Origin of the sequence: Acinetobacter haemolyticus CIP 64.3 = MTCC 9819 (genome assembly GCF_000369065.1) — a bacterium.
Lineage (GTDB): Bacteria > Pseudomonadota > Gammaproteobacteria > Pseudomonadales > Moraxellaceae > Acinetobacter > Acinetobacter haemolyticus.
The window spans coordinates 328,435-353,616 of record NZ_KB849812.1 but is presented as its reverse complement, the minus strand read 5'-3'; the positions used below and the strand labels follow the sequence as shown (position 1 = coordinate 353,616).

The window sequence follows — 25,182 nt, the reverse complement described above, 5'->3', positions numbered from 1 at the left end:
TTATAGTGTTGTAGCTGATGAATATCTCAGAGAAAGAAGAAAGATTAAAAGGCATATTAGAACATAATATAAAAAATGAGAAAATTGGTACCGCAATTGCGATTACTGGATCTTGGGGTGTTGGTAAGACTTTCTTTTGGAATAAGTTTCTAAAGGATGTTACACAGAAAGAAAAAGAAGATAAGAAAGATTTTTTTTACGAAGCGAGTAGAGTTAGTTATAAAAGTATTTTTGATTGTCACAAATATGCCTATATTTCTCTTTTTGGTATTGAAAATTTAAGTGATTTGAAGAATACGATATGCACAAAACTTAGTCTTAACCCTTATGCAAAATTAGATGTTGGTAGGTTTGAATTCATCCAGCTTTTAAAAAATACAATTGCTCAATTTAGAGATTTAAAAGTATCCAACTATGGTGTCAGTGCTTCGGCAAGAATTTTAGAGTCTTTGCTTTTCTTGCAAGTCAAAGATGCAATTATTTGTTTTGATGACTTTGAGCGTATGTCTAATAAACTTGATATTAAAGATGTCATGGGGCTAGCCAACTATTTAAAATTAGAAAAGAATTGTCAGGTCATATTGATTTTAGATGAAGATAAAGCTGAAGGTGACAATAAGAAAAAGTATGCGGACTATAAAGAAAAGTTAATCGATGAAACGATTGTTATTAATTCTGTTGAGCCTTTGATAAGGGAAAATGCGAAAGATATTGATGAAGCATTAGTTAATCTGATGATTGATTTTGCTGATAAATTAGAAATTCATAATTTTCGATTTTTTCAAAAAGTAATTAAATTGTATCAGCAGTTTAGGAGTGAACTATCAGTTGATATTGCTCTGTCGACTAAAGAAATTATTTTAGTAAGAGTTCTTCAAGGCTACTTAATTCATGAATTTACTAATTTTGAATATGGTTGGAATGATTGCAAATATTATTCAGAACAGACAAAAGAGAGTTGGTCGGATAGAAAAAAGCAAACTTATGAAAGTTTACAAAAGGTATCCTATTCATTTGCTCATGATGATTTATGGTTTTTAGAGTTCAAGAAATGGTTTGAACAATGCGATAGAGTTGATTTTTATGAGTTAAATAAATTAGCTAACTCAACTCTAATATCTGAAAAAAATAATAAATCCAAAAATGATTTGTATGATTTAATGTATAAGTGGAGAAATTTGGAAGTTAATGAGTCTTATTGTGATCAGATTTTCTGCTTATCAAATGCAGTTGTAGGTGTAGAAACTTTAGAGAATTTATACTTTTATAGTGATTTGCTGAAAAAGTTTGGCAGACATGATTTATCACGAGAGTTGAATCAAAGAGTTAAAGAAAATTTAAAGCACTGTTTAAATCAAGATGCTTTAGGAACCATTAATCTAGCTTTTGATTTTGGGTATAATAGGAAAAACTTGTTTCATCGATATCTTAAATATTGGCAATATCACAACCAAGATCTAGTTGTACCAAGTTTATTTAATGTTATGAGTAATTATTTGCTAACTAAAAGTTGGAATGATAGAGATAAAGTGACTCTAAAAAATGCAACTAAAAGTGATTGGGAAGTTTTAATATGGGATAAAATTCCTAACGATCCTAGATTTACTCAAATTCATAAAATGTCATTAATAAATAAGATATTTGGACAGCAGATAGATACTAGTTTAAGCCCTCAAATTAAAAGCATGATTTTTGAAATCTTAGAAGAAAAAGCAGATAATGGTGATACTTATCTTAGAAAAAATATTGAACTTATTATATCAATATTAAGGGAAAATTAAGGGCTCTTCCGAGCCCATTAAAATCACTTCAACATCGGCTTTAAGAAACGTCCTGTATGTGAGATTTCAACCTTAGCCACTTGCTCAGGTGTACCTTCTGCAATAATTTGACCACCTCCAGAACCACCTTCAGGGCCTAGATCAATCACCCAATCGGCAGTTTTGATCACATCCAGATTATGCTCAATCACTACAATGGTATTACCCTTATTGCGTAGTTCATGCAAGATGTCAAGTAACTTGGCAATATCATGGAAATGCAAACCTGTGGTTGGCTCATCTAGGATATATAAGGTTTTACCCGTATCACGTTTTGCTAACTCACGCGCTAATTTTACGCGTTGAGCCTCACCACCTGAAAGGGTTGTTGCAGCTTGACCCAAACGGATATAACCAAGTCCCACTTGAGTTAGGGTTTCTAGACGACGATGAATCACAGGAATTGCACTAAAAAATTCGGCTGCATCTTCTACGGTCATTTCTAACACATCAGAGATATTCTTACCTTTATAGCCCACTTCCAGCGTTTCACGGTTATAACGCTTGCCGTGGCAGGCATCACAAGGCACATACATATCAGGCAGGAAATGCATCGCGACCTTGATCATGCCATCGCCTTCACAGGCCTCACAGCGTCCGCCTTTCACGTTAAACGAGAAACGACCTGCACTATAACCACGTGCTTTGGCTTCAGGGGTTTGCGCAAATAACTCACGAATTGGGGTAAATAAACCGGTGTAGGTTGCTGGATTCGAACGTGGTGTACGGCCAATTGGACTTTGGTCAATATCGACCACTTTATCCAAGTGTTGCAATCCATCAATCGAATCAAATTTTTCTGCGGTAAGAGTGGTTGCACCATTGAGTTGAGTGGCTGCTAAAGGCAATAAAGTACGGTTAATTAAGGTTGATTTTCCTGAACCTGAAACACCAGTGACACAGGTCATAATGCCTAAAGGAATAGTCAAATCGACATTTCTAAGATTATGTCCGCTTGCGCCTGAAAGCTTAATCACTTCATCCGGACGTGGTGATTGGGTACGTTGTTTTGGCACTGCAATTTTTAATTTGCCTGAAAGATATTGACCTGTAAGCGAATCGGCATGGCTTGCCAATTCATCATAGGTTCCTTCGGCGATGATCGCACCACCGTGAATCCCTGCACCTGGTCCGATATCAATAATATGGTCCGCAGCACGAATTGCATCTTCATCATGCTCAACCACAAGCACGGTATTGCCCAAATCACGTAAACGAATCAGCGTTTGTAATAAGCGATCATTATCACGTTGGTGCAGACCAATCGACGGTTCATCAAGCACATACATCACGCCCATCAAACCTGCACCGATTTGCGAAGCGAGGCGAATACGCTGCGCTTCACCCCCTGAAAGGGTTTCAGCCGAACGTGCTAAGCTTAAATAATTGAGTCCCACACTCACCAAAAAGTGTAAACGCTCACGAATTTCTTTAAAGATTTTATCGGCGATTTCGCCTTTAGCCCCCTCAAGATTGAGATCTTGATAATAACTTTCTGCATCACCAATCGACATCTTGGTGATTTCAGCAATGGTTTTGTCTTTAACACGAACATGACGCGAGATTTCATTGAGACGAGAACCACCACAGGCATCACAAGCGGCATTAGATAAGTATTGAGCTAAGTCATCTCGAACATAATTCGATTCAGTCTCACGATAGCGGCGTTCCAAATGTGGCAAAATTCCTTCAAAAGGCTGCACACGGTTATGTTTACGACCACGTTCATCAATATAACTGAGGTCGATTTTTTCTTTGCCTGTACCTTGTAAGAATTTCTTTTGTGTCTCTTTATCCAGTTGATTCCACGGGGTATCGAGTGGAATATCAAAATGATCTGCGACTTTTTGAAGCATCGTATAGTAATACGGACGCTGTCTGTCCCAACCACGAATTGCACCTTGGCTGATCGATACTTCTGGATTTGGAATAAGTTTGTCGGCACTAAAATGACTACGCGTCCCTAAACCATCGCAGACAGGGCAAGCACCAAAAGGGTTGTTAAATGAGAACAAACGAGGCTCGAGTTCAGCAACTGCACGGTCACATTCAGGGCAAGAGTGTTTCGCTGAAAAGACGCGTTCAGGGTGTTCGCCATTCATCCACGATAAAATTGCAATATCACCACCTAAACGTAAGGCAGTTTCAAAGGATTCAGCAATTCGATTACCAAGATCATCACGTACTTTGAAACGGTCGACCACGACTTCGATGGTATGTTTTTTCTTTTTGTCTAATTCAGGTGGGGTATCAATATCAATAATTTCGCCATCGACACGTGCACGCACAAAGCCTTGGCTTTGTAATTGTTCAAATAAGTTACTGTATTCACCTTTGCGCTCACGAACCACAGGTGCGAGCAACATCAGTGCCGTACCTTCTTCAAGCGATTTTACCGCATCAACCATTTCCGAAACGGTTTGTGCGACCATCGGTAAGTCATGTTCAGGACAGTAGGGTGTCCCCACACGCGCATAGAGTAAGCGCAAATAGTCATAAATTTCGGTAATTGTTCCGACCGTTGAACGCGGGTTATGGCTCGTCGACTTCTGCTCAATCGCAATTGCAGGCGATAAACCTTCGATTGAATCAACTTCAGGCTTTTCCATCTGCGAAAGGAATTGGCGTGCATAGGCCGAAAGTGATTCAACATAGCGACGCTGACCTTCAGCATATAAGGTATCAAATGCTAAGGATGACTTTCCTGAGCCTGAAAGTCCCGTAATCACCACAAACTTGTCACGTGGAATATCGAGTGACACATTTTTTAAATTATGGGTACGTGCGCCTCGAATACGGATATGACTTTGACTCATAAATACATCTCAGTAATGTGATAATTGAAATAGGGAGTGTAATCTGTTTCCCCACAAGGAATTGTGAAGTTTCCTCAAACCCTCTATATAATAGCGATTTAAAATTGTTCAAGCTGTAACAAAACGATTTTAAGCGTCAGTTTGTGTCGGATAAATGATGTGGCTCATGTTTTAACATGAATTTTTTATATTGCCCAAGTGTTTATCTGTGAGTTTTACAGACCATTTAGTAAAAAAGTTTATTGCTGAGGATAAGATGTCACAAAAATTAAAGATGACCAGCATTGTGTTGGTGTTATTGGTCTTCGGCTATTTATTTGCTTCACCCTATTTAACGATTTATCAAATCCGTCAAGCAATTGAACAAGAGGATAGTGCAGCATTGGCCAGTCATATTGATTTTCCAAGTGTACGCCAGAGTTTAAAAGATCAGGTGAACTCACAAATGTTGCAAGACATGCCTCAAGCGCCTTCGTCAGAGCGCGGACTCGCTGCACTTGGGGCAATTTTGGCGTCATCGATGCTGGATAAGGTGGTGGATGTTATGGTGTCACCGCAGGGAATCACGATGCTGATGCAAGGCAAACAACTCAAGGACAGCTTGCCTATGCAAACGCAGTCAGATTTTCAAACCACACATTTATCCGAATCCGCATCTTTATCTGGTGCTGAAAAAGGGAGCTACAAAGGTCGTTACCAGTCTTTCAATCAATTCGCCGTGCAAATTCAGCATCCACACAATCGTTTGCCGACCAAAATTATCTTGCAAAGAACGGGTTTGAGCTGGAAAGTCACACAAATCCAATTGCCGATCGAGCAAAATCGCTAGATCAGTGCTACATTCATTTCAATCATAGAATGAGCAGAATAAGGAATCGAAAAACATGCTAGCAAATATTTTAATTGCATTGATTGGTCTATTACATGTTTATATCTTAGTGCTGGAAATGTTCTTGTGGGATAAACCAGTAGGTTTGAAAGCATTTGGAAATTCGCCTGAAAAAGCACAACTCACTAAGGTACTGGCACAAAATCAGGGACTTTATAATGGTTTCCTTGCCGCAGGTTTATTTTGGTCATTGTGCGCACCTGAGAACTATGCACTGCCTTTGGCGAATTTCTTTTTAGGCTGTGTGTTGGTGGCTGGAATTTTTGGTGGGTTGACTGCCAGTAAGAAGATTATCTATATCCAAGCACTGCCTGCCTTGGTCGCTTTAATTGTCGTCAATTTATTTTAATGCGGGTGCTATGCAGCGTTTGAGCTTTGTGTTTTAATGCCCTCAGTTTGAGATGAGCCTCATACAGTATATCGGACGATACGATATACGACTAAGCCCCTTAATTGGGGCTTTTTTATGTCGATTAAAAACTAAAAAAATAACTGAACGGCTTAGGTTTGGTCGAGACCTAACCATTGACGTTGCTGATAGGCGCTGTCCCAAAACAACCATTCGAGTTTTGCGCCCATGGTATAGGCTGCATGCATTTTCGCTAAAGTATCTGGGTCGCAACGCGCGGCAACTTTATCCACGGTCGCAATCACATTCGCTACGGCAGTATTGAACTCTTCACCTGCATAGGTATCAATCCAGGCTTGGTAGCGATTGTTGGCGACAGATTGATGAATAATATCCTTGCCGACTTCGGCATAGATCCAGAAACAAGGCAGTAATGCTGCCAAAACCACGGGATAACTTTCTGACCATGCTGTGGCGGTCAAGAAAGAGGTGTAGTGATGGCAAGCCAAAGTTAAAGGTGTGTTTTCAAAATCAGTTTTGCTAATGTGGAATTCTTGCATAAAATCATTGTGCAAACTACGTTCAACAATGATGGCAATCTTTGCCGCTTCAGAAAATTGAATCACATCATCGGCATCATAGGCTTTGGCTGCAGCGATTGCGAGTGCACGACCATACGCCAATAAATAATGCGCGTCCTGAATCACATAGTGGCAAAATGCTTTTGGATCTAATGTGCCCGCTGCTAGTTCTTGATTGAAAGGAAGGGCTAATATTTTTTGGTATAAATCGTGATTTTGCTGCCAAAGCGCTTGTGAAAATGCCATGAAATGAACCTGCAGAATGATAAAAATGAATTTTGTCCAAACTATAACAGAAGTCCGTTTTATGCTGCTTGAATCTGCAAATAAGTCCAACAATCTTTTCTATCTTTCGGTTAAAACTCGCCTACAATAGAGCCATTTTTATGACCCAATAATTTTGTCTAAAAGGCAGCTCATGAAGCATTTCCGTTTTTCCATATTCTTCACCATTGTGTGTTTAGCACTGTCTGCGTATTGGGGTTATACCCATGGTCCAGAAGCAGGCATTTCAACTATGTTAAAGGCACTCACCATTACCGTCATTTTGGCGATTATGGAAGTTTCTTTATCTTTTGATAATGCTGTGGTCAACGCATCCGTCCTGCGCAATTGGGATCACTTCTGGAAGATGTTGTTCCTCACCGTTGGTATTCTCGTTGCTGTATTCGGTATGCGTTTAATTTTCCCGATTTTGATCGTTGCTGTCACTGCTGATATGGGCATGATGGAAGTGGTGAAATTGGCGCTCAATGATCCGAAGTCCTACTCTGAACGTTTAATGGAGCATCATCCTGAGATCGCAGCCTTTGGTGGGACATTCTTACTCATGGTGTTTTTAAACTTCTTTTTTGATGATGAGAAAGAAACCCATTGGTTCCGTTGGATTGAATCCAAACTGGCACATTTAGCCAGTGTGCCTGCGATGTCAGTTTTTATTGCATTGGTGGCGATGTTGATTATGGCGGCACATGTGGACGAAGCAAAGCGTCTGGTGGTGACCATGGCGGGCATCTGGGGCATCGTGGTATACATCGGTGTGAAAGTTCTAAGCCACTTATTGGGTGGTGAGCCTGAGGTGGACGACAATGGCAATGCTGTGACGCAAGGTGCAGATGGCGCAGCAAAGGGTGTGGTAAAAGCGGGTATTGGTGGTTTCCTCTATCTGGAAGTGCTTGATGCATCATTTAGTTTTGATGGCGTGATCGGAGCATTTGCGATTACCAGTGATGTCGTGATCATTATGTTGGGTCTTGCAATTGGTGCAATCTTTGTCCGTTCCATGACCATTTATTTAGTCGAAAAAGGCACGTTGGATGCCTATATCTTCTTGGAGCATGGTGCGCATTATGCGATTGGTGCTTTAGCATTTATCATGATTGCAAGTGGTACAGGTTTACATGTGCCAGAAGTTGTGACAGGTTTGATTGGCGTTGCCTTTATTGTTTGGGCGGTGATTGCCTCGATACAGTATAGTAAGCGACAGCAGCAACTCTCTTAAGTTTGGATTCAGTTCAAACGACTAAGATGATGAGGGACGGTAACGTCCCTTTTTGTTTTTTGGTTATGTTTTTTTCAACGCTTTGCGAGCGGATGGCTTATAATCCGTTCAGCCAGTTTTAGTGTCTTAAAATGATGAATGCTTTAGAACGCCGTTCAACCTTTGCCTTAAGTAGCATTTTTGCCTTACGCATGTTGGGCTTGTTCATGATTATCCCTGTATTTGCAGTTGCAGGGCAGTCTTATCAATATGCAACGCCTGCATTGATTGGTTTGGCTGTCGGGGTATATGGGCTGACTCAGGCACTGTTACAGATTCCATTCAGTTTGCTTGCCGATCGCTTTAGCCGTAAACCATTGGTGGTACTTGGTTTATTACTCTTTGCCTTGGGTGGCGCGATTGCGGCGATGTCTGAAACGATTTATGGCGTGATTATTGGCCGTGCGATCGCAGGGGCTGGGGCTGTTTCAGCTGTGGTGATGGCACTGTTGGCAGATGTCACACGTGAAGAACAGCGAACCAAAGCCATGGCGATTATGGGTATGAGTATTGGTCTCTCCTTTGTGGTTGCCTTTAGTTTGGGGCCTTGGTTAACCAGTTTGGTTGGGATTTCAGGCTTATTTTGGGTGACCACCTTAATGGGCTTGATTGCGATAGTTATGCTTTTACTGGTTCCCAAAGTCACACGGCATCATCGTAACTTCCAGCAAGGTTATTTGCCACAGCTTAAACAAGTGATTCAGATGGCCGACCTGAATCGACTGCATATTTCTGTATTTGCCTTACATTTGCTGTTAACTGCAATGTTTATCTATGTGCCTTCGCAGTTGATTGAGTATGCTCAAATTCCATTATCACAACATGGTTGGGTTTATTTACCATTATTGTTGATCAGTCTGTTCTTTGCATTTCCAAGCATTATCGTGGCAGAGAAGTATCGTAAAATGCGTGGCATTTTTCTCTCCGCTATTGCAGGGATTATCGTTGGTTTATTTATTTTGATTTTTGGTTATGAATCAAAATATGTATTACTTGCAGGTTTGGGGATTTTCTTTATTGCGTTTAATGTGATGGAGGCTTTATTGCCTTCATGGCTGTCTAAATCTGCACCCTTACAATCTAAAGCCACCGCCATGGGGATCAATGCCAGTGCCCAATTTTTAGGGGCATTCTGTGGCGGGATTTTAGGTGGTCAATTGATCATGTTACAGAATACTGCACTGGGTTGGAGTGTGCTCACGGTCATTGCTATACTATGGTTGCTGATTAGTTTTCGTCTTGCTCAGCCGCGTTATTTAACTTCAGTAGTGCTTGCACTGCCTGAAATGCAAGAAACGGATGAGTGGACTTCAAAACTTTTGGCAATTCGTGGTATTGAAGAAGTGGTGGTGATGCCCGAACAACAAGTTGCTTATATTAAGGTCGATAAACAGTGTTTAGATGATGCTGGGCGACAAGATTTAACGCACTTGATTGGCAAAGAGGTAGCCATTTAAGCATAACTCTTATAAAGTAAAACATAGAAATAGATAGGATGAAGACAGCTAATGCGTGGTGTGAATAAAGTTATTTTAGTCGGTACTTTGGGTAAAGATCCAGAAACAAAGACTTTTCCGAATGGTGGCTCGCTAACACAGTTCTCGATTGCAACAAGTGAATCGTGGACAGATAAAAATACAGGCGAACGTAAAGAGCAAACAGAGTGGCATCGTATTGTATTGCATAACCGTTTAGGTGAAATTGCACAGCAATATCTTCGCAAAGGTTCTAAAGTCTATATCGAAGGTTCACTACGTACCCGTCAATGGACTGACCAAAATGGTCAAGAGCGCTACAGCACTGAAATTCGCGGTGATCAAATGCAAATGCTTGATTCACGTCAGCAAAGTGAACAAAGCGGTGGTGATTTCAATCAACCACGTTTTAACAATAATCAAGGCGGTGGTTACCAAAACACAGGTCATAACAACAATCAAAATGGTTATGGTCAAGGTGGTGGTTTTAATGGTGGTAATCAAGGCAATTATGCAGGTAATCCACAAGCTGGAAATGGTTTTAATACACCAAAGTCTGCACCACAACCTGCTGCGACAGCACCTGCTGATTTAGATGATGATTTGCCCTTTTAGACTATACAATAATTAAATATTGTATTTAATATAAAGTAAGAACCTGATTTAGATTGGGTTCTTATTTTTTTACTCTAAAAAGCTTGTATTTCTTGTAAAATAACTTTATACAATATAAAACATTGTATTTATTATTCTTAAGTATGCCTGACTTACACCGTAAAAATTTCATAGCTCAAGATGGTGAGCGATTTACTTTGTTAGTTAATGAAGATGGTATTCCTGATTTCTGGACTACACTCTATATGACTACTAAAGTGAGATCTCAGACTCAGGCTACTCAAAGAGCACATTTAAATAACTTGGTTCATATCAATATTTGGGAACAAATTGTAGGTGAACGTTTATCAGACAAGATAATTCGCATAATTAATGATCATACTAAAATATTGAATGATGATTTATTTACGACAAATGAAATTCATCAGATTGGCCATCATTGTAAATTAACTTCTAAAGCTGCTAGAAGAAATTTAAAAGTCTCATCGAAAAAAACAAGAAATGATAATTTAATTAAATTCATATCTCCGATAAGTAAAATCCCTGATCCAATAGTAGGGGTAGAGCAACAAATAGGTAGAATTCATGAGTTTGCAGAGTATTTTGAATTCTTAGCAATCAATATCTTAAGATCAAAGCCTTCTTTTTCAGCTTACTTAGATCAGATATCTCGAATTAAAAGCAATATCTTGAATCAAAAGAGTAAAGGACGTAGTTCCAGAAACAAAGTAATTGATCCAGATAAGAAGGCACCTCCTCCCGAAGTTTTTGATGAGGTCATGAGGATTGTTGATTTTGAGAATCCAATGAATCCATTTACTTCTGCTGTTAGAACCAGAAATTATTTATTGTTTCGAGTGCTGTATGAAACAGGTATGAGAACTGGTGAAATATTACAGCTAAAGATTACAGATATTGATTTTTCGGACTCAGTAATTCAAGTAAGAAGAAGGCATAACGATCCCGAAGATACAAAACGTAGATTCGAACCAAATGCAAAAACTGAAGAAAGAGATATTCCTATCTCACGAAAACTATCTAATGAACTTAGAAATTATGTTTTATATGAGCGTAGAGAAATACCTAACGCAAAATCACATAGTTTTTTGTTTGTTTCAAATAAAGGAAAAAGCAAAGGTGATCCATTGTCACTAATTCAATTTTCTAAAATGGTAGAGAAAGTGGCTGTTAGTGAAAAATTAGCAGATTTTATTAAAAAGAATGGTTTTTCTACATCTAAAACTATAACTAAGCACAGCTTTAGACATAACTTTAATAAAAGATTTTCTCAAATTATTGATACAAACAATAAGTTAGCTGTAGAGGAAGACAGGCTAAATGATGTTATTTCGGAAAAAAAGGAAATAGAGCAAAGGATGTATTTAAATGGGCATCGTAGTGCTACATCTGCCTTGGTTTATAACTTGAGACATACTAAAGAACAAGCAGAGAAGCTCCTAAAAAATGAACAAAATAGAATTGATGAACATCTAAATATTGGAGAATTTGAATGAAACAGGATTATGCAGATGTTGCTGAGTTCTATCTCGAAACACGATTAAGTAAGGCAGGTTATGCATTTGATTTTTTTGATTCACATTGGTCTTTAGATAATTCACTGATACTAAACGTAAGCATCCGGCTAACACAGCCTTACCAAGCGATCCTATAAGCCTTAATTTAGTTCCCACCTAAAAACAAGTGGGGACTTAATCCATGAACATGGATATATATTCAGCAACACCTCCTGTTGCTAAAAAACGCCGAAAATACAGCAAAGAATTCAAACTCAGTATTGTCAATGCCTGCAAAAATCCTAATACCTCGATCGCTTCGGTCGCACTGCAACATAGTATTAATGCCAACCTTGTCAGTCGTTGGATCAGGATCTTCAGCCATCATGAGGGTGCCGTGCAGGATCCTACTCATGTGAATCCAGCATTTATTGCTTTGCCTTACACTGCTGCAATCAGCCAACCTATTGATGAGAGGATCACGTTGTGTATCACCGTGCCTCATACGAATAATGATATTCAGCTAAAATGGCAGACATCAGAAATACCTGCCTTGGCAGAATTACTCAAGGCACTTGCAACATGATCCGCATTGATGAAATCTGGTTGTCTACTCAGCCCATGGACATGCGTGCAGGTATGGATACGACCATGGCTCAGGTGGTGAGAGCCTTTGGCTACATCAAACCGCATTGTGCTTACCTGTTCTGTAATAAACGTGGCCATCGCATGAAAGTGCTGGTACATGATGGATTGGGCATCTGGCTGTGTGCCCGGCGGCTGGAACAGGGCAAATTTCACTGGGCTCAAGTTCACCAAGGTGAAACCGTGGCCCTCAGCCCGGAACAGTTACAGGCACTGATCCAAGGTTTGCCCTGGCAGCGCATTGGACGACAGCAGGTGGTGACGATGCTTTAAACCAGGCTCGACCATTCTGCTATTCTCCAAACGTTCTATTTCATTCTTCTCATGACCTCAGGCATACTGCGGTCATGAATACGCTGCCTGACTTAAGCCAACTGACCCATGAACAACTGCTGGAATTCACCAGGCAGTTGGCGCTGCAGCATCAGTCTCTAGCACAATCAAACCAACAATTGGATGCCAAAGTTCAACATCTTTCTATTCTCAATCAAAAATACGAGCATGAACTGGCGCTGTTTAAAAAGCACAAATTCGCCCAAAAGAATGAACACTTAACGGCAAAACAAATCCATCTGTGGGATGAAGCGGTTGAAGAAGATATTGCCGCGGTTGATCTAGAACTGGAACGGCTAAATGCAGATAAAACCAATGCAGCGACACAGAAAGCCAAAACCAATAAACCTAAACGTCGACCACTGCCAGATCATCTACACACCATCCGTATTGAGCATGAACCTGCATCAACCCAATGTGCTTGTGGCTGCCAACTCCGTCGTATCGGCGAAGATGTCAGTGAAAAACTGCATTTCAGACCGGCACAGTTCTATAAGGAACAGCATGTGCGTGGTAAATGGGTCTGTGATCAGTGTGACACTCTAACTCAGCAAGCGATGCCCGCCTATGTGATTGATAAAGGCATTGCTTCACCTGAATTGCTCAGCCATGTGCTGGTATCGAAGTATGCCGATCATTTGCCGCTGTACCGTCAACGCCTGATCTATCAGCGGGCTGGCATCGATCTTTCTAGATCAACTTTATCTGACTGGATAGGTCGCTGCGGTGTAGAACTGGAACCTCTGGCCAATGCCTTAAAAGAGGTGGTGCTGCAACAGCGGGTGCTGCATGCAGATGAAACACCGGTCACCATCATGCGGATGGGTGAGAATAATAAAAAACCGAAGAAAGGTTATGTCTGGGCCTATGCCACCACACAGTATAATCCAGTTCAGGCGGTGATCTATGACTTTCAGGATAGTCGTTCAGGCCAGCATGCTGAAGAGTTCTTGAAAGGCTGGCAGGGCTATCTAGTCTGTGATGATTACAGTGGTTATAAAGCACGTTTTAAATCAGGCCAGGTGATTGAGGTGGGGTGCATGGCCCATGCACGTCGTAAATTCCATGAACTGCATGTAACTGGGAAAAGTCAGGTTGCTGAACAGGCCTTAGTGCTGATTCAGAAACTGTATGCGATAGAAGCAGAACTCAGGAAAAAGACCGATGGTACAGCGGAAGACCGCCGCGAATACCGACAACAGCATAGTCAACCAGTGATGCAACAACTATATGAATGGCTCAACCAACATCATCTGACAGTGCCATCGAGTTCTCCCACCGCCAAGGCTATCAATTACACTCTGAAGCGTTGGCCAGCCTTAAGCCGCTATCTGGATGATGGCAATCTACCGATATGCAACAATTGGGTAGAGAATCAGATGCGTCCCTGGGCGTTGGGACGCAAGAACTGGCTGTTTGCAGGTTCGCTGCGCAGTGGTCAGCGAGCGGCAAACATCATGACTTTAATCCAGTCAGCAAAGCTGAATGGCTTGGATCCGTATGCCTATTTAAGTGATGTGCTGAAAAGGTTACCGACACACAAAGTGACCCAAATTGAAGAATTGCTGCCGCACTGCTGGAAACCTAAATCGAATTAAAAAATAGGTATGGGATTCAGCGGACGCTTACTACTAAACTGGGATATTGTAAATACAAAAATTCATCCTGAAGTACTTAAGGGGTTCCGCTTAACAATTGCGAGATTAGCTGAGGAAGTATCAGCTCATTACACAAATAACTGTTGGAGTTATTTTAGAAGATACCTAATAGATACAGATATATATGAGGGTGGACTGATTACACCTGAATTGATTTTGAATCTTAAAGCTAGTTTGAAAAAAGAGGATGAATATAAGTTAGGAACTATTCGTGCTCTATTACGTAATTGGATCTCTTGGGGATTTAATGGATTAACTACTGGTGTTGAAGAGGTTTTAGATAAGATTGTATTAGCAGGAAATACTAAAGGTAAGGCAGTTACTCACCATTGTCCTTATACAGGTCCATATACATTAACTGAACAACAATCATTGTTAGTATGGGCAGGGAATGCATTTAAAAGCGAACTAATTAGTTTAGAAGAATTTGCATGGTTATATATAATTTATTCTACGGCTCGCCGATCAAATCAGATTCGAGCATTAAGAGTAGTCGATTTAACAGTTAAAAAGGTTGTTGATGGTCTAAAATACGAGCTTGAAATTCCTAGAGCTAAGCAAAGAGGTGGTACGTTTAGAGGAGAATCACGATCAATATATATCAGTGAAGATATGTATTTGGTTCTGAAAAATTTAATTGATCAAAACAAGCAAATAGCTAGAAAATACATCCCAAAATTAACAGAAGAAGACTTAAAAGAACTTCCGATTTTTTTCAATGTTAATAGGTTTAAGGTAGTCAATTCGGTAGAATTATTCCGTGAAAAATTGAAGACAACACCTGATTGTTTTCATGCTTCAATCAAAGATGTTGATATTTTAACTACAAGTCTATCTCGAAAGTGTGATGCTATTTCTGAAAGAACATCAGATTATATTCACTTCACTCCAGTACGATGCAGACGAACACGTGCAACAAACCTGGTTCGGCATGGAATCACGGGAGTTCAAATGGCATATTTAATGGATCATTCAGATACTCAACAATTGAAAGTTTACACAGCTCATACACATGAATTGGCCTTACGCATCTTTGAGCACATGAATGATCCTATGACTTTCCTAGCTACTAAATTTGAAGGTCGACTAATCGAGGATGAGAGAGAAGCTAGACGAGGACAAGATATTACTAGCAGAATTTATAAGAGGGACAATAAACAGATTGGTAATTGTGGAGGCTCTCCATCATGTCAAGCTGGTATGAAAGCATGTCTGCTATGTGATCAATTTCAACCTTTACTTTATGCACCTTGGGATGAATTGTTTTTAGATTTATTAGAAGAGGTTGAGCAGCGACATAAAGAGGGTGCTAGCGAATTAGTTATAAAATCTTATGACTTACAATTATCTCGTGTAAAAGCCATTTTAGATGCATGTGATAAGCGCATTAAAATGGAGGAAATAAGAGCATGAGCGAAGTTATTCCATTTGTACCCAAACATGAATTAGATTGTCAAAAGAACTTAAATGATTTCATTTGTCGGGCCAAGAATCAGTTAACTATTTATGAAGATCAAGGTGGTTTCAGTAGCTCAAATTGGAAGCATTATTTAGCTAATGGTCGTGCTCAATCTATGGAATTTACTGGTTTAGCGGAAAAAGGTAGAAAGACTGGTTCTCCGATGGAGCCCCCTTTTGTTGATTTTGCTAAAGCTTATGTAAGAGATAGCCAAACATGGAATGCAACAAATCCCGGTAACATGATGATGGTATTAAAGACTTGTCATGATGCACTACTCTTTATTTACTCTAAAGCAGATGTTTTACTACTTGATGGGATTGTATTAAGAAAGATTACTGAGATGATTTATGAACGGAGTTCTGAATCTTCAAGATACCGTTATGGACAAATGTTGGAAAAATTTTTAGAAGATTTGCGACTTCTTAAAATTAATCTTTGTACACGACAAAAAAAGATAACTCATTGAAATAATGGCATAATACTTGTTTTCTGACGACGAATATGATGACACATTTCAATGAGTTACATCTCATCTTAAACAAATATCTAAAGTGGAACAAGTCACATGCAAAATGTTTTACACTGATTATGCTTGCATTAATTGTAAAACAGACATGTAATCTTTCTTCTGCATCTAAAGCCTTACCCATCAAGTGCTTACCACAATCATTTTATCGACGTATACAACGCTTCTTTGCAGATCAGTATTTCGATTATCGTCAAATTTCTCAGTTAATTTTCAATATATTTTCATTCGATAAAGTCCAATTAACTTTGGATAGAACTAATTGGAAATGGGGAAAACGAGATATTAATATCTTGATGTTAGCCATCGTCTATCGTGGAATAGCGATACCTATTGTTTGGACATTGCTCAATAAACGTGGAAATTCAGATACAAAAGAGCGTATTGCTTTGATTCAACGCTTTATCTCCATTTTTGGTAAAGATCGTATTGTGAATGTGTTTGCAGACAGAGAATTTATCGGTGAGAAATGGTTTACATGGTTAATTGAAAATGACATTAACTTCTGTATACGTGTTAAAAAAACTTTATTGTGACCAATCACTTAGCCAAGAATCATAAAATTAGTGATTTATTTCGTCATCTTCAAGTTGGTCAAACTGAATGTCGTAAACGACGTATTTGGGTTGGTCGAGTGAAACTGTATATTAGTGCGCTACGATTAGAAGATGGAGAGCTTTTACTTGTTGTTTCTCCTATGTTTAATGCTTCTGCTATTCGTGATTATGCATTACGCTGGGAAATCGAAACGTTATTTAGTTGTCTCAAAGGACGTGGATTCAATCTTGAAAATACTCGTTTAACAGACCCTAGACGAGTCAAGAAATTGATAGCAGTGCTAGCTATCGGTTTCTGTTGGTGCTATTTAACAGGTGAATGGCAACATGATCGGAAAAAAGCGATAAAAATAAAGAAGCATGGACGACTTTCAGTAAGTTTATTTCGCTACGGTTTGGACTATGTTCAAATGGCTATTCTACGTTTGATTGGTTTTGGAAAAAAAGAAGAATTTAAGAAAGTGCTAGCAATTTTAAGAAAGAAAAAGCCTGATAGGACAAGGATCCTATGAAATTTGTCGTGTACAGAGAAAATTAATATAACTATTCCTGTATGGACAAATCCGTGGAAACGACCTGGAAATAAAGCACAAGGAACATCAGAAGAAGATAGAAAATGGCAACAAGAAAGGCTATTAGCAAGTTTTGAAATTACAGCATTAGCTGATGCATTCAGGTTGGCAAAAACAGCTTATCAAAAATTTTATTCAGCTCAAGCTGTATTACTGATGTGTGCTCCTAGTCGTGGTGGGGAGTTGAGTTTTTTAACAGTAGATTGTTTGTTTGAAGAAACTCATAGTGAAAAAGTGAAAAATAAAGAAACTCAGCAGTTGGAGGATAAAGAAACAACAATCCTTTATATTCGATGGAAGGCAGAAAAAGGTGGAGGCTTTATTTCCAAGCCTGTTCATCCATTAATAGCTCCTACAGTTAAGGAAGCTGTTAAAAGATTGATTGAAATTGGAAAGCCAGCGAGAAAAGCTGCCAAATGGGCTATTGAAAAATCGGGCCAATTTTATCGGCATGATGATTGTATAACATCTAAGGAACATGATGAAGATGCACCACTTACAGTTGCAGAGTTTGCTGCTGCATTTAATTTAACAGATTGGTCAGTAGGTCAAGATACTCTATCTATTAATACTAATACTATTAAAAAGCTATATAAGCAGAAATGGGTCGAAAATTTAGTGGATGCTAAAAGGCATTTGACTTACAGAGATTTAGCTACATTTACTGTTCAGAAGTACAGTAGAAAATTTCCTAAGTGGCCTCAGATCCCCGAAGTAAATCAGCCGATTTATGATTTACTCTGTTTAATAAGAGAAAATGAACTTCATAATAATTTTGAATCAAAACAATACAGTTTTGAATGTCCAGATTTAAATCGCTTAAATGACGCATTAGGTGCAATACATCAGAGATTACCTGGTACACACTCTCTATTCAGTGAATTAGGCATTAAAAATGAAGATGGAGGCGAAATAGTTATTTCCTCCCATCAAATTAGAGTTTGGCTATCCACGATGGCAGAGCGTGGTGAGATGGACTCTCTGGATCTAGCTATGTTTGCTGGACGTTCAAGAATTGAAGATAATCGTGCTTATGATTTGCGACCAATGAGTGAATTTAAAGCAGAATCTAGAAAGCTTTTAGAGCTAGGATTAGCAAGCTTGGATGGTACAACCGCTTTGGAAGCTGTCAAAGTTAATGTACCTGTAACATTTGAAATGCTAGGGCGTAAAGATCGAATAGGTACAGTACAAGTCTCAGGTTATGGATACTGTGAGCATGATTGGACAATGACACCCTGTACTAAAGCAGGTGAATGTATCAGTTGTAAAGAACATGCGTGTGTAAAGGGATTGCCGAAAAATGTTGAACATCTCAAGCAGCTAGAAGATGTTGTGCAAAATGAACTTAATCGAGCCGCTGCTGCTACGCAAGAAGGCTTTCATGGTGCAAATGCTTGGTTAGTTTACCATGGCAAAAAACTCGCCATTATTAAGACATTATTAAAGTATCTAGAAGATGATCAATTACCTGATGGCTTAATACTTCGTATCCCAGAAGAGTTAGATGTGAGCCTGACAAAAATTGCATTAGGTGAACAAAATTTAATGAATACGGTAGACGAAAAGAATCCTATGTCTGAACAATTAGCGAATGAATCAAAGAATTCGTTCTTAGCATTATTGCAAGGTGGCTTATGAAACATAAATTCATTGATGTCAAAGAAATGAAAGTTATCGAAAGTATCCTTAATAAATGGTCGGGTAAGTTAACTTGGGATCTTTTTGCAGTGTCAGTTGCTAGAGCATTAGATAAACCTTCTATTTCTAAATTTACCTTAATGAGCTATGAGCCTGTAAAACAAGCTTTTAATCTTCGAAAAAAGACGCTTAGAGAGGCAAAATCGACCATTATAGCTTCAATGGCTGATGTAACGATTGATATGCTTATCAAAGAGAATGAAGAGCTAAGAAACCAAATTTCACATTTGAAAAAGCTACTTGAAGAAAAAGAAAGTTTATGGGTAGACCAGTACAGAAGGTGGCAATACAACCTATCTCAGATGCCGAATGTGGATTTGGCAACTTTAGATCGACCTTTAGTTAAAAAATAAAGCTTCATAGTTCTCTAAAACTATGAATTACAATGTATTTTAATTTGATAGGCATATTGTTATTATTGTTTTTCTCTGTACACGACAAATTTCATAGGGCCCTTGTTCTATCAGGCTTTTTCTTTCTTAAAATTGCGAGCACTTTCTTAAATTCTTCTTTTTTTCCAAAACCAATCAAACGTAGAATAACCATTTGAACATAGTCCAAACCGTAGCGAAATAAACTTATTGAAAGTCGTCCATGCTTCTTTATTTTTATCGCTTTTTTTCGATCATGTTGCCATTCACCTGTTAAATAGCACCAACAGAAACCGATAGCTAGCACTGCTATCAATTTCTTAACTCGTCTAGGGTCTGTTAAACGAGTATTTTCAAGATTGAATCCACGTCCTTTGAGACAACTAAATAAGGTTTCGATTTCCCAGCGTAATGCATAATCACGAATAGCAGAAGCATTAAACATAGGAGAAACAACAAGTAAAAGCTCTCCATCTTCTAATCGTAGCGCACTAATATACAGTTTCACTCGACCAACCCAAATACGTCGTTTACGACATTCTGTTTGACCAACTTGAAGATGACGAAATAAATCACTAATTTTATGATTCTTGGCTAAGTGATTGGTCACAATAAAGTTTTTTTAACACGTATACAGAAGTGAATGTCATTTTCAATTAACCATGTAAACCATTTCTCACCGATAAATTCTCTGTCTGCGAACACATTCACAATACGATCTTTACCAAAAATGGAGATAAAGCGTTGAATCAAAGCAATACGCTCTTTTGTATCTGAATTGCCACGTTTATTGAGCAATGTCCAAACAATAGGTATCGCTATTCCACGATAGACGATGGCTAACATCAAGATATTGATATCTCGTTTTCCCCATTTCCAGTTGGTTCTATCCAAAGTTAATTGGACTTTATCGAATGAAAATATATTGAAAATTAACTGAGAAATTTGACGATAATCGAAATACTGATCTGCAAAGAAGCGTTGTATACGTCGATAAAATGATTGTGGTAAGCACTTGATGGGTAAGGCTTTAGATGCAGAAGAAAGATTACATGTCTGTTTTACAATTAATGCAAGCATAATCAGTGTAAAACATTTTGCATGTGACTTGTTCCACTTTAGATATTTGTTTAAGATGAGATGTAACTCATTGAAATGTGTCATCATATTCGTCGTCAGAAAACAAGTATTATGCCATTATTTCAATGAGTTATCTTTTTTTGTCGTGTACAAAGATTGTTTTTATTTTAAATATAATAAAAGGTAACTTATGTCTTATCAATTAAGCGACTTAATAGAAGATAGTCGCCTTCAAAGGTTATTCTTATTTAAAAGCAAACCTTGCGCTTTACAACTGTGGATACTACAAATAAAAAAAGATGATCTTGTAGAGAACAGAATAGTATACGGGCGTTTGGTTCCATACAGCTTTTTTAATAACGCTTGGTCCTTTAGTGACAAGGATAATTCTAAAAGTGTCGAGAATTTTCGTGCTAGTGTTACTCAATTGAATTTATATATAGATAGCTCTCTGTGTAGTGATCTTTTTAGGATGATTTGTACAGGTCAATCTATTAATGTAATTAGTGAAGCTTTAAATTTAAAGATCCCCAAAAAGTTGAGTAAACAATACGGGAATACAATTCTAATAAACAAGAATCCAATTTTTAGACCAGTAAGTTATCTGGTCAATCGTGACTCGTATCTGACTAATTTACTGCTTAGTCCACATGGTAGTGCAGGAGCTTTGAGTGCTGCTGTAAGTAATAATAGTAAAAGTTTACTATTCTATTTTGATGATAGTTATAGTCGTGATCTTGCTTCAATAGTTCTAAAGAGACTTAAAGAAGATACAGGTATGGACTTTGATGGCGTTGACATCCATAGATTAGGTGAAATCGAACTTTTGGTATTTCCAACATTAGATGATAAAGAAAAAAATTTACTTTCTATAGAAAGAACTAAATATAAAGGGTTAATTATTAAGTTCAATTCAAGCCAGATTCCTAATTTTGATAAATTTCAGTTCCATTTAAGTTGTGAGAATAATAACCAGGTTTATTTTTCAAAAATTGTTTTAGCTCAATCTAATCGAAGTGGGATATTTCAATACTATTTTGATTTAGATGAAAAAATATTCAAAATTACTGATGCTACAAAAATTGATATTTTTGGTTTTAAGGAGAATGATTCTACCGAAGGATGCTTATGTTGCAGTTGGAGAATTACATACGTTAAAGAAATTAATTTACGGATGCAAGTTATTGGTAATCAATCGAATTCTGTAAAATTTGATTGGCTTGAAAAAACGGTTAACTCAAAAAAGAATGACCGTTTAGTGGCAGCGTTAAATCCAGTAAAGAGTGCAGATATCTCAGAAAGTCGTATAAGTGAGTATGCAATTGATCCATGGGTTGAAGAAAATCAGAATTTAAAATCATTATTTCAAAAGCTCAATCCTCCTAAATCAAGTGGGAGGTTTTTTCTTCAGTGGGGCAAAAGTGATGGTGAGGGGAGATTACAATTTGTTGAATGGTTTAAAGAATTAATATCGAAACATAAAAGTAAACATATTACTATTTTTGATCCATATTTTGAGGATGTTGGATTAGGTTTGTTAACTTTGTATGCCTCACAAAGTGCTGAATATTCAATTTTTCGTAGTCTTCCAAAGCCATCGGATCCTAATATACCAAAGCGTAGAAAAACAGATAATGTTGTAATAGTAGGGCTTGATAATTTATTAGCAAACTGTAAGCAAAATAGTAAAAGGCTGCAAAATAAAAAAATTAAAATTTACGGGTTAAAAGATGGTTATTTACATGACAGATATATTTTGGTCATGAACGATAACGGACTACCAGTCGAAGGCTATCATTTATCAAATTCCTTTCAGAAAGCAACGGAAAATTATCCATTGTTAGTTACTCCTATTCCAACGGATGTTCTTTATGGAATTAATCAATATACTTTTGATCTCATAAAAAGATTAAATAATTCTTCAGATTTAGAAGACGATAGTAGTCCTATTACTATGCTTTTTGATTCAAAAAATATATCTAGAAATACAAAAATATATGATCCTTTAGCTTTCTTGAATAATGAGTTGGCTGGAAAGGTATTAAGTGTATGGCTACAGAAACCTGTGTTAAAAGGTTTGTTTGGAGATAACTTAATAAAAAAAATGAATGAATTGGGTGTGATACAAAATGAATCATTCCATGATTTACCAGATGAAGGACTATTTCTTTGTTTAAATCAAATTGATGGTGAACTTGCTGATTTTAAGGAGGCATGGAAAGTTATAGGAGAAATATTAGCTCGTACAACAACTGGTGATTCTAATTTAGAAAAGTTGAAGACTGAAAGTAAGTTTTTATTATTCCTTTCAAAATTTTTGTCAAATTCATTTCAAAGGAATCATCTTAATGATGATAACGGAGTTTCAGTAATTGACCCAACTTACTTTAGAAAAACACTAGTAGAGTTAATTCAAAGTTCAATATGGGTACGAAATTTTTTCCAATCAACTAAGTATAGTGCTTTAACTTGGGCCGAATTTTATACAATCAAATGTCTATGGCAATACGAACCGAAGTTACTCATTGATATAGTAGAGAGAGAGTTAGTTACAGATTTTAATTCAACTAAGATAATTGAATTATCTTTGCTTGGTCAGATAGTTAGTGAAATTTCATTCAATCTTGAATTTAATTCTATTTCAAATCAACAATTACAGATATTACTTGCGAGCAAAATTGTGTTTTTAAGGTGGTTGGGTTGGAATGCTTTGGAGCAGAGTATAATTTCATCCTCCGATCTTGCTAAAATTAATAAAAGTTTAGCGAATTTTGAATATACTGAAAAAATTCAGTTTATTGCATGGATTCTTAATAGAAATCATGAAAACACTGATTTTGCTGATACTTATAAAAATATATTGGATGTGCTATGGAATGTACTTCCAGAGCATATTGCTTATGAAGATTTAGAAACTTTTATTAATGCTGCAAGAGGCCACATGCATAAGCTTACATGGAGTGGTCTGTGGCTATTTAGAGATATTATTCAGCCATTATTGGATAATAAGCGTATTGGTTTTGATGATGCTTGTAAGATTTGGCTTAAAGATTTTATTGAAATATTAGAGTTGAAAGAGCCTAATAGACCATTAATTTTTTCTTCAGAAAGAGAAGGAAATCTAATCAATATTACTGCATATTTATGGGCAAATAGTGGCTTTTCTTTCCAGTTATCTTCATTAAATGATGTTAAAGCTATTTTTGAAAATCAAAAAAGAATTGTTCAACGACCACTTGCTAGCACTTCTAATTGGTCTCGTTGGGATGAAGCTCTTAAAATTTCAATGTGGATTTCAGTATTTACTAAATTATGTAGATACTATCTAAATCAAATTAATATTGAAAAACATGAGCAACTTGATAATTTATTGGAATTTTCATATGGGCTTGTCACAATTCGATCATTAGAAGAATGGAATAGTGAAAGTGATTTAATAAAATTTGCTGAGTGGGCTGAAAATTTATTAAGTAATCAGGAGTCAATTTCTAATTCTGCTGTATAGCATTTGTTTCTCTCCTAACCTCTACATAGAGGTTAGGATGCAATTTAAAGCAGCACTGTATGCATTTAGACTAGTTAACTCTCCAATACATTTATTTTTTTCAGTATTGATCCTAATTGCTGAATTTGGAAATTTCTTTTCTAATAAAGAGAAGCTTTCTAGTTGCTTTTCTAACATTAAGATTTTCTTTTGAGTTTCTTCTTTAGAGTGGCTCATTTCTATAAAATCTAAAGATGTATCTGTAATTTCTCTCAATTGATCAAGCTTACTTGTTTCCGAAAATGTTGAAAAACGAGGGTTAACCAAATTGGTTTCTTTTGTTAAAAAACCATCTTCTACTAGCTTTCTCAGTAATCGATACATTCGTTGTCGATTAAAGCGATTACGTTCTTTTTTACTAAGTTTTAAGTGTTTCCAAAACTCATTTGCTGTCCATTGTTCAATTTGCTTACTCTTAAAAAGCGGTGGAAAAAGTTCAAACATTGGCATATTGCTTATAGACATAACCATCACAGCATAAAATAATAAAAGGAGGATTATAGTCCGTGGATATATAATCCTTAAATGGTGATAGTTCTGTTTTTTGATCAATTGAATTGAAATGTCAGAACTTAGTATCGCTTTTGGACAATTAGTTCGGAAATACAGAAAAGAGAAAAATATATCTCAGGAAAAATTGGCTCTGCTTTGTAGTATCGATCGTAGTTATATGGGGCGTATCGAACGAGGTGAAGTGAATATTACAATCGAAAAACTATATGATTTGGCGAAAGCTCTTGAAAGAGATGTATATGATCTACTCCCTAGAACTCTTGATTGAATAATGTCGAAGACTTAATGAATAAGTTTTTTACACATATAAGACGCTAGTGTACAAATTAAATTTTTTAAAATAGTACTTTACTTACTTCTTCAATGCGGTTATTTTTTTACACATAAATTATTGATGGCTGAAAATGCCAAGGAAAGATAACTAAAAAAACCTACCTAAATTTGAGCTCGTACATAATTGCACTTGCCCATAACTGTATTACTGAATTTTATAAAAGTCGCAAATCTAAAAAATTATAGATTCTATTTTTACGTCTATTATTTTTATGGGTTTGTTTTTTAATCTATTTTTTTTATATGGCGTATTTCTATGTTTTTTTATTATCTATATGTTTTTATTTA

22 protein-coding genes are annotated in these 25,182 nt (G+C 37.3%); 18 read left to right on the top strand and 4 right to left on the bottom strand.

Translation table 11 applies throughout. The features are described from left to right. Positions 1-17: 17 nt before the first annotated feature. The gene (locus F927_RS15810) at positions 18-1,781 is read left to right on the top strand and encodes a P-loop NTPase fold protein (RefSeq protein WP_005087150.1); all 1,764 of its coding nucleotides are present in this window, start codon (positions 18-20) and stop codon (positions 1,779-1,781) included. A 23-nt stretch (positions 1,782-1,804) separates the two neighbouring features. On the opposite strand, the gene uvrA is transcribed toward F927_RS15810, so the two are convergent. Then, the gene (gene uvrA / locus F927_RS15805; protein ID WP_005087149.1) at positions 1,805-4,636 is read right to left on the bottom strand and encodes an excinuclease ABC subunit UvrA; all 2,832 of its coding nucleotides are present in this window, start codon (positions 4,634-4,636) and stop codon (positions 1,805-1,807) included. 256 nt (positions 4,637-4,892) lie between these two features. Here uvrA and F927_RS15800 point away from each other — a divergent pair, with 256 nt between their 5' ends. Both F927_RS15800 and F927_RS15795 read left to right on the top strand, forming a co-directional pair. After that, positions 4,893-5,465 carry a DUF2939 domain-containing protein gene (locus tag F927_RS15800; protein WP_005087147.1) on the top strand — a complete coding sequence of 191 codons (573 nt, stop codon included), beginning with the start codon at positions 4,893-4,895 and terminating at the stop codon, positions 5,463-5,465. Between the two features lie 55 nt (positions 5,466-5,520). Further along, positions 5,521-5,874, top strand: a complete 354-nt coding sequence (locus F927_RS15795) for a DUF1304 domain-containing protein (protein WP_005087145.1) — start codon at positions 5,521-5,523, stop codon at positions 5,872-5,874. A gap of 152 nt (positions 5,875-6,026) precedes the next feature. On the opposite strand, the gene tenA is transcribed toward F927_RS15795, so the two are convergent. After that, the gene (gene tenA, locus F927_RS15790) at positions 6,027-6,701 is read right to left on the bottom strand and encodes a thiaminase II (protein WP_005087143.1); all 675 of its coding nucleotides are present in this window, start codon (positions 6,699-6,701) and stop codon (positions 6,027-6,029) included. A 172-nt stretch (positions 6,702-6,873) separates the two neighbouring features. Between tenA and F927_RS15785 the strand changes: the two genes are divergently transcribed. From F927_RS15785 to F927_RS15725, 13 genes are all read left to right on the top strand, one after another. After that, positions 6,874-7,956, top strand: a complete 1,083-nt coding sequence (locus F927_RS15785) for a DUF475 domain-containing protein (RefSeq protein WP_005087141.1) — start codon at positions 6,874-6,876, stop codon at positions 7,954-7,956. A 131-nt stretch (positions 7,957-8,087) separates the two neighbouring features. Next, positions 8,088-9,452 carry an MFS transporter gene (locus F927_RS15780; protein WP_004641478.1) on the top strand — a complete coding sequence of 455 codons (1,365 nt, stop codon included), beginning with the start codon at positions 8,088-8,090 and terminating at the stop codon, positions 9,450-9,452. A 51-nt stretch (positions 9,453-9,503) separates the two neighbouring features. After that, positions 9,504-10,085, top strand: a complete 582-nt coding sequence (gene ssb / locus F927_RS15775) for a single-stranded DNA-binding protein (protein WP_004641476.1) — start codon at positions 9,504-9,506, stop codon at positions 10,083-10,085. Positions 10,086-10,228: 143 nt separating this feature from the next. Then, on the top strand, positions 10,229-11,599 hold the full coding sequence (locus tag F927_RS15770; protein ID WP_005087139.1) for a tyrosine-type recombinase/integrase: 1,371 nt from the start codon (positions 10,229-10,231) through the stop codon (positions 11,597-11,599). Beyond that, entirely contained in the window at positions 11,596-11,757 is a 162-nt protein-coding gene (locus tag F927_RS17275) for a hypothetical protein (RefSeq protein WP_005087136.1), read from the top strand. The genes F927_RS15770 and F927_RS17275 overlap by 4 nt, the downstream gene beginning before the upstream one ends. Before the next feature lie 44 nt (positions 11,758-11,801). Beyond that, positions 11,802-12,185 (top strand): transposase, encoded by a 384-nt coding sequence (locus tag F927_RS15765; protein WP_001055585.1) that lies wholly within the window; start codon positions 11,802-11,804, stop codon positions 12,183-12,185. After that, a complete protein-coding gene (gene tnpB / locus F927_RS15760) occupies positions 12,182-12,517 on the top strand; it encodes an IS66 family insertion sequence element accessory protein TnpB (RefSeq protein WP_000618091.1) in 336 nt (111 codons plus the stop codon). The genes F927_RS15765 and tnpB overlap by 4 nt, the downstream gene beginning before the upstream one ends. A gap of 74 nt (positions 12,518-12,591) precedes the next feature. Then, positions 12,592-14,175 (top strand): IS66-like element ISAba25 family transposase, encoded by a 1,584-nt coding sequence (locus F927_RS15755; RefSeq protein ID WP_005080957.1) that lies wholly within the window; start codon positions 12,592-12,594, stop codon positions 14,173-14,175. Between the two features lie 9 nt (positions 14,176-14,184). Continuing rightward, positions 14,185-15,648 carry a site-specific integrase gene (locus F927_RS15750; RefSeq protein ID WP_005087132.1) on the top strand — a complete coding sequence of 488 codons (1,464 nt, stop codon included), beginning with the start codon at positions 14,185-14,187 and terminating at the stop codon, positions 15,646-15,648. Continuing rightward, positions 15,645-16,163 (top strand): hypothetical protein, encoded by a 519-nt coding sequence (locus F927_RS15745; protein ID WP_005087131.1) that lies wholly within the window; start codon positions 15,645-15,647, stop codon positions 16,161-16,163. The genes F927_RS15750 and F927_RS15745 overlap by 4 nt, the downstream gene beginning before the upstream one ends. A 38-nt stretch (positions 16,164-16,201) precedes the next feature. Next, positions 16,202-17,292, top strand: a protein-coding gene (locus tag F927_RS17145) for an IS4-like element ISAba33 family transposase (protein ID WP_107010211.1) whose coding sequence is annotated in 2 segments (ribosomal slippage) — positions 16,202-16,742 and positions 16,742-17,292 — 1,092 coding nt in all. Because the reading frame shifts where the segments join, the coding sequence is not laid out codon by codon here. Between the two features lie 3 nt (positions 17,293-17,295). Then, positions 17,296-18,993 carry a hypothetical protein gene (locus tag F927_RS15730; RefSeq protein WP_005087129.1) on the top strand — a complete coding sequence of 566 codons (1,698 nt, stop codon included), beginning with the start codon at positions 17,296-17,298 and terminating at the stop codon, positions 18,991-18,993. After that, a complete protein-coding gene (locus tag F927_RS15725) occupies positions 18,990-19,406 on the top strand; it encodes a hypothetical protein (protein ID WP_005087126.1) in 417 nt (138 codons plus the stop codon). Before F927_RS15730 ends, F927_RS15725 begins: the two co-directional genes overlap by 4 nt. Positions 19,407-19,497: 91 nt before the next feature. On the opposite strand, the gene F927_RS16955 is transcribed toward F927_RS15725, so the two are convergent. Then, positions 19,498-20,588 (bottom strand): IS4-like element ISAba33 family transposase gene (locus F927_RS16955; protein WP_108565324.1). Its coding sequence is split into 2 segments (ribosomal slippage): positions 19,498-20,048 and positions 20,048-20,588, totalling 1,092 coding nucleotides; the frame shifts between segments, so codons are not numbered across the junction. A gap of 106 nt (positions 20,589-20,694) precedes the next feature. On the opposite strand from F927_RS16955, the gene F927_RS15710 reads away from it, so the two are divergent. After that, positions 20,695-24,009, top strand: a complete 3,315-nt coding sequence (locus F927_RS15710; protein WP_005087123.1) for a VPA1262 family protein — start codon at positions 20,695-20,697, stop codon at positions 24,007-24,009. A 21-nt stretch (positions 24,010-24,030) separates the two neighbouring features. Here F927_RS15710 and F927_RS15705 read toward each other — a convergent pair whose 3' ends face one another. Then, on the bottom strand, positions 24,031-24,492 hold the full coding sequence (locus F927_RS15705) for a hypothetical protein (protein ID WP_017394392.1): 462 nt from the start codon (positions 24,490-24,492) through the stop codon (positions 24,031-24,033). A gap of 118 nt (positions 24,493-24,610) precedes the next feature. On the opposite strand from F927_RS15705, the gene F927_RS15700 reads away from it, so the two are divergent. Next, entirely contained in the window at positions 24,611-24,829 is a 219-nt protein-coding gene (locus F927_RS15700) for a helix-turn-helix domain-containing protein (protein ID WP_005087120.1), read from the top strand. Positions 24,830-25,182: the final 353 nt, after the last annotated feature.

Bases quoted from the DNA above. Each gene is read 5' to 3' on its own strand.
- tenA (WP_005087143.1), bottom strand. From the start codon at position 6,701: ATGGCATTTTCACAAGCGCTTTGGCAGCAAAATCACGATTTATACCAA.
- F927_RS15770 (WP_005087139.1), top strand. From the start codon at position 10,229: ATGCCTGACTTACACCGTAAAAATTTCATAGCTCAAGATGGTGAGCGA.
- F927_RS15785 (WP_005087141.1), top strand. From the start codon at position 6,874: ATGAAGCATTTCCGTTTTTCCATATTCTTCACCATTGTGTGTTTAGCA.
- F927_RS15745 (WP_005087131.1), top strand. From the start codon at position 15,645: ATGAGCGAAGTTATTCCATTTGTACCCAAACATGAATTAGATTGTCAA.
- F927_RS15750 (WP_005087132.1), top strand. From the start codon at position 14,185: ATGGGATTCAGCGGACGCTTACTACTAAACTGGGATATTGTAAATACA.
- F927_RS15725 (WP_005087126.1), top strand. From the start codon at position 18,990: ATGAAACATAAATTCATTGATGTCAAAGAAATGAAAGTTATCGAAAGT.
- uvrA (WP_005087149.1), bottom strand. From the start codon at position 4,636: ATGAGTCAAAGTCATATCCGTATTCGAGGCGCACGTACCCATAATTTA.
- F927_RS15810 (WP_005087150.1), top strand. From the start codon at position 18: ATGAATATCTCAGAGAAAGAAGAAAGATTAAAAGGCATATTAGAACAT.
- tnpB (WP_000618091.1), top strand. From the start codon at position 12,182: ATGATCCGCATTGATGAAATCTGGTTGTCTACTCAGCCCATGGACATG.
- F927_RS15700 (WP_005087120.1), top strand. From the start codon at position 24,611: ATGTCAGAACTTAGTATCGCTTTTGGACAATTAGTTCGGAAATACAGA.
- F927_RS15710 (WP_005087123.1), top strand. From the start codon at position 20,695: ATGTCTTATCAATTAAGCGACTTAATAGAAGATAGTCGCCTTCAAAGG.
- F927_RS15705 (WP_017394392.1), bottom strand. From the start codon at position 24,492: ATGTTTGAACTTTTTCCACCGCTTTTTAAGAGTAAGCAAATTGAACAA.
- F927_RS15780 (WP_004641478.1), top strand. From the start codon at position 8,088: ATGATGAATGCTTTAGAACGCCGTTCAACCTTTGCCTTAAGTAGCATT.
- F927_RS15755 (WP_005080957.1), top strand. From the start codon at position 12,592: ATGAATACGCTGCCTGACTTAAGCCAACTGACCCATGAACAACTGCTG.
- F927_RS15795 (WP_005087145.1), top strand. From the start codon at position 5,521: ATGCTAGCAAATATTTTAATTGCATTGATTGGTCTATTACATGTTTAT.
- F927_RS17275 (WP_005087136.1), top strand. From the start codon at position 11,596: ATGAAACAGGATTATGCAGATGTTGCTGAGTTCTATCTCGAAACACGA.
- F927_RS15800 (WP_005087147.1), top strand. From the start codon at position 4,893: ATGTCACAAAAATTAAAGATGACCAGCATTGTGTTGGTGTTATTGGTC.
- ssb (WP_004641476.1), top strand. From the start codon at position 9,504: ATGCGTGGTGTGAATAAAGTTATTTTAGTCGGTACTTTGGGTAAAGAT.
- F927_RS15765 (WP_001055585.1), top strand. From the start codon at position 11,802: ATGAACATGGATATATATTCAGCAACACCTCCTGTTGCTAAAAAACGC.